Source organism: Schumannella sp. 10F1B-5-1 (genome assembly GCF_006517535.1).
GTDB lineage: Bacteria > Actinomycetota > Actinomycetes > Actinomycetales > Microbacteriaceae > Schumannella.
Genome location: NZ_VHQH01000064.1, coordinates 1 through 204 on the forward strand (window position 1 = coordinate 1; position 204 = coordinate 204).

A 204-nucleotide genomic window follows, 5' to 3' on the forward strand; every position below is an offset into this window, starting at 1 on the left:
CGCACCGGCTCGCCCATGTCGAGCACGCAGATGTCGCCGCTGCGACCGACGACCGCCGACTGGATGATCAGCTGGCTCGCCTCGTCGATGGTCATGAAGAACCGGGTGACCTCGGGGTCCGTGACGGTGATCGGTCCGCCCTCGCGGATCTGGCGGCGGAAGGTCTCCATGACGCTCCCGTTGCTCTGGATCACGTTGCCGAAC

At 66.7% G+C, this 204-nt stretch carries 1 protein-coding gene; it reads right to left on the bottom strand.

Going from position 1 to position 204, the window contains the following annotated elements; all coding sequences use genetic code 11:
* Window positions 1-194: polysaccharide biosynthesis protein (locus FJ658_RS15010; RefSeq protein ID WP_370454817.1), on the bottom strand; the 194-nt coding region annotated here is incomplete at its 3' end.
* Window positions 195-204: the final 10 nt, after the last annotated feature.